General features: G+C 67.9%; 5 protein-coding genes. 1 reads left to right on the plus strand and 4 read right to left on the minus strand.

What is annotated here, in order from left to right:
- From PMI14_RS32630 to PMI14_RS32645, 4 genes are all read right to left on the minus strand, one after another.
- A partial coding sequence (locus tag PMI14_RS32630) for a dioxygenase (protein ID WP_007861966.1) occupies positions 1–298 on the minus strand: 298 nt, incomplete at its 3' end.
- A 53-nt stretch (positions 299–351) separates the two neighbouring features.
- Positions 352–1338, minus strand: a complete 987-nt coding sequence (locus tag PMI14_RS32635) for a tripartite tricarboxylate transporter substrate binding protein (protein ID WP_007861968.1) — start codon at positions 1336–1338, stop codon at positions 352–354.
- Positions 1339–1376: 38 nt separating this feature from the next.
- Positions 1377–1652: a muconolactone Delta-isomerase gene (gene catC / locus PMI14_RS32640; protein WP_007861970.1), complete on the minus strand. Its 276-nt coding sequence runs from the start codon at positions 1650–1652 to the stop codon at positions 1377–1379.
- Positions 1653–1671: 19 nt separating this feature from the next.
- Complete coding sequence (locus PMI14_RS32645) at positions 1672–2865, minus strand: muconate cycloisomerase family protein (protein ID WP_007861971.1); 1194 nt, start codon at positions 2863–2865, stop codon at positions 1672–1674.
- 148 nt (positions 2866–3013) lie between these two features.
- On the opposite strand from PMI14_RS32645, the gene cynR reads away from it, so the two are divergent.
- Complete coding sequence (cynR, locus tag PMI14_RS32650; RefSeq protein WP_007861972.1) at positions 3014–3880, plus strand: transcriptional regulator CynR; 867 nt, start codon at positions 3014–3016, stop codon at positions 3878–3880.
- The last annotated feature ends 118 nt before the right edge of the window (positions 3881–3998 follow it).

Here is a 3998-nt window from a genome sequence, read left to right on the forward strand (position 1 = left end):
TGGCGCGCGGCGTGCCGCCCTCGCGCCCGGCCTTCTGGTCGGCCTCATCGGCGCGGATGTCGAGCAGGCGGTCAAAGCCCAGGCCCGCCGTGATCAGCCCGGTCTGGCCGGCGGCGCCCAGGCGCGTGAGCCAGGCAGTGGCGGCCCAGAACTCGTCGGGGGTCACGTCCAGCTCGTCGATGGCCTTGAACAGGTCGGTGACGATGCGCTCGGTGAGCTGGCGCACGCGCGGGTTGCCGGGGGCGATCTTCTTCGTGTTGACCAGTTCGAGCAACTGGGCCTGGGTGAGTTCTGCCATGTTCTTGTCTCCTCTGTGGGGTGGTTCGTGGGAAAGAATTGCCGGGGTGGTGCTCAGTCGAGCTTGATGTGGCGCTCGGCGATCAATTTCGCCCAGCGATCGGACTCGCGCGCCAGGTGGGTGGCCAGTTCAGCGGGCGTGGAGCCCACGGGCTCGGCGCCGATGTTCTCGAAGCGGGCCACCACGTCGGGCTGCTTCATCGCATCGCGCAGGGCGGCGTTGAGCTTGCTGACGATGGGCGCGGGCGTGCCGGCCGGCATGAACACCGCGAACCAGGGCGAGACCTCGTAGCCCGGCAGGCCGGCCTCGGCCAGCGTGGGTACGTTGGGCAGGGTGGCCGAGCGCCTGGCCGTGGTCACGCCCAGCGCGCGCAGCTTGCCCGACTGGAGGTGCGGCCGCGCCGAGGTGATGCTGTCGAACATGTAGTTGATCTGCCCGCCCAGCAGGTCGGCCACGGCCGGGCCGCTGCCCTTGTAGGGGATGTGCAGCATGTCGATCTGCGCTAGCGAGTTGAACACCTCGCCCGCCAGGTGGATCGAGGTGCCGTTGCCGGCCGATCCGTAGGTGAGCTTGCCCGGCGCCTTGCGTGCGGCGGCGATCACGTCGGCGGCGGTCTTCACGTCGGGCTGGGTGGCATTGGTGACCAGCACGTTGGGCACCACGGCCAGCAGGCTCACCGGGGCGAAGTCCTTGATCGGGTCGTAGGCCAGCTTGCCGTACAGCGGCTTGTTGGTGGCCATGCCGATGGAGGTGATCATCAGCGTGTAGCCGTCGGCCGGCTGCTTGGACACGAACTCGGCGCCGATGTTGCCGCCTGCACCGGCCTTGTTCTCGATCACGAAGGGCTGGCCCAGCGCCTGGCCGGCCTTCTCGCCCAGGGTGCGGGCGATCGCGTCCATGGCGCCGCCGGGCGGGAAGGGAACGACCCAGCGGATGGGCTTGTTCGGCCAATTGGCGCCCGGGGCCTGGGCATGCGCTGTGGGCAGCACGGCCAGCGCGGTGGTTGCGGCCAGCAGGGCCAGCAGATGTTGTCGCTTCATTCGTGTCGTCTCCGGTTCTTGTCTTTGGGGGCGTGCTGTCAGATGGCCGAGGGGTGCTTTGCCAGCGGCGTCACCGAGATCTTCATGAACGGGAACAGCGGCAGGCCCTGCAGCAGCTGGTGCAGCTCGTCGTTGGAGGCCACGTCGAAGACGCTGTAGTTGGCGTACTCGCCCACCACACGCCAGATGTGGGGCCAGCGGCCATCGCGCTGCAGCTCCTGGGAGTAGGCCTTTTCGCGGGCCTTGATCTCGTTGGCCTGTTCGGCAGGCAGGTCGTGGGGGATGTGCACATCCATGCGGACGAGGAACAGCATGTGGGAGTCTCCTTTTTTCTCAAATGGTGGCGGTCTGGCGGCCCAGGTCGATGTGCACGGGCGTCTTGCCTTCGCGCGCGCGGTCGAAGCGGTCGAGCTGCGCAAGCGAGACTTCCACGCCAAAGCCCGGGCCATCGGGCAGCTGCAGTGCGAAGTCGGCAATCGGCATCTGCTTTTCCACGATGTCGTCCACCAGCAGTTGCGGGCCGAACAGCTCGCAGCCATGGTGCTGGTGGCCCAGGGTGGAGAACACGTGGGCCGATGCGGCGCTGCCCAGCGAAGTCTCCAGCATGGTGCCGCCGTACCAGCCGATGTCGGCCGCCTCGGCAATCGCCGCCACCTTGCGCGTGCGCAGCAGGCCGCCGTGCTTGGCCACCTTGAGCGAGAACACGTGGCAGGCCTGGTCGCGCGCCAGGGCCATCGCGTCCTGCGGGGTGCAAACGGTCTCGTCGGCCATGATGAGGGCGTCACGGCCCAGCGTGGCCGTCAGGTCTTTCAATGCTCCGACATTCCAGTGGGCCACGGGCTGCTCGATCAGCGTCACGCCGGCCTCCACCAGCTGCGGCAGGTAGCGGCGCGCGGTGTTGCCGTCCCAGGCCTGGTTCACGTCCACGGTCAGCGTGGCGCGGCCTGCCAGGCCCCGGGCGATCTGGGTCACGTGGGCCACGTCGTCGGCCGGGGCGTTGGCGCCGATCTTCATCTTGAAGATGTGGTGGCGCCGCTGCTCCAGGCGCAGCTGGGCCTCCTCGAGGTCGCGCTCCACATTGCCGCTGGCCAGAGTCCAGGCCAGGGGCAGGCTGGCGTGCACCTTGCCGCCCAGCAGCTGCCAGGCCTGCAGGCTCAATGTGCGGGCCACGGCGTCGACGAGGGCCATTTCCACGGCGCTCTTGGCAAAGGCATTGCCCTTGCAGGCCTTGTCCATGCGCGCCAGCGCCGCCTCGAAGCCACCGGCGCCCTGGCCGCGCAGGGCCGGGGCCAGGTACTGGGTGATGGCGTGGTGGATGCTCTCGGGCGATTCCTCGTTCCACGAGGGGCCGCCGATGGTGGCCGCCTCGCCGAAACCGCAGGCGCCATCGGCCAGCCACAGCTGCACGATGACCGGGCTCTGGCGGCTGATGGCGCCGAACGAGAGCTTATGCGGGCGGATGGTGGGGATGTCCAGGATGCGCGCTTCGATGCGCTCGATGGTGAAACCACCGGGGTGGTTGGTCATGGGGGCAGGCCTTCGGTCGGTGTCAGGGGTGGGGAGTCAAGGCGAAGGTTAGTTTCTGCCCGCCAGCAAATCCAATGATTCATTTGCAATGCATTGTTCGATACCATCGATGGATCGATTGCCGCTCGCCACTCAGAAAGGTCAACCCATGGAAATCCGCCAGCTCCGCTATTTCCTGGACATCGCGCGCACCGAGCACCTGACGCAGTCGGCGCAGAACCTGTTCGTCACGCAGTCCACGCTGTCGCACGGCCTGCGCCAGCTGGAGCAGGAGCTGGGCGTGGCGCTGTTCGACAGGTTGGGCCGGGGGCTCAAGCTGTCGCAGGCGGGGGTGGCCTTTCGCACCTATGCCGCGCGTGCGCTGCAGGAGATCGAGGCCGGCCGCATGGCCCTGGCCGACATGGGGGCGCTGCAGTCGGGCTCACTCACCGTGGGCGTGATCCCGACCTTTCTGCACACCCTGGTGCCGGCGGCCGTGGCGGCCTTCAGCAGTGCCTACCCGCGCGTGAACGTGGTGGTGCGCGACCTGCGCGCCGGACCCATCGAGGAGCAACTGGTGGAGGGGCAGCTCGACGTGGGCATCGCGTTCTACCCCACCGAGCGCGAGGAGATCGAGACCGAGCCGCTGTTCGAGGAGCGGCTGCAGCTGGTGGTGAACCGGGCGCATCCCCTGGCGCGGCGGCGCACGCTGGCCTTGAAGGACCTGGCGGGCGTGCCCCTGGCCATGCTGCCGCGGGCGTTCACCACGCGGCGCCTGATCGATGAGAGCCTGCGGGCCGTCGGGGTGGTGCCTTTGGTGCGGGTGGAGATGGAGTCGGTGGAGGGCTTGCTCGATGTGTGCCGGTGGGGGGATCTGGCGAGCATTGCGCCGGAGCGTGCTGCCTTGCAGGCGGCGGACCTGCATGCCATCAATCTGCATTCGCCGGGGATGGTGCGGCATGCGGGGATTTTGTGGCGCAAGGGGGCTTCTAGGAGTCGGGCGGCGTTGGAGTTTGCTGGTTTGCTTCGGCCTTGAGTCTTTGGCTGTGGTTGCTGTATGCCTTGTTTGAGGGCGGGAGCGGGATGTGCGCCCGGCGGCGCAGTAACTTTCTCTTGCGTCGCCAAGAGAAAGTCACCAAAGAAAAGGCGACCCC

Origin of the sequence: Acidovorax sp. CF316 (genome assembly GCF_000276605.1) — a bacterium.
GTDB lineage: Bacteria > Pseudomonadota > Gammaproteobacteria > Burkholderiales > Burkholderiaceae_C > Acidovorax.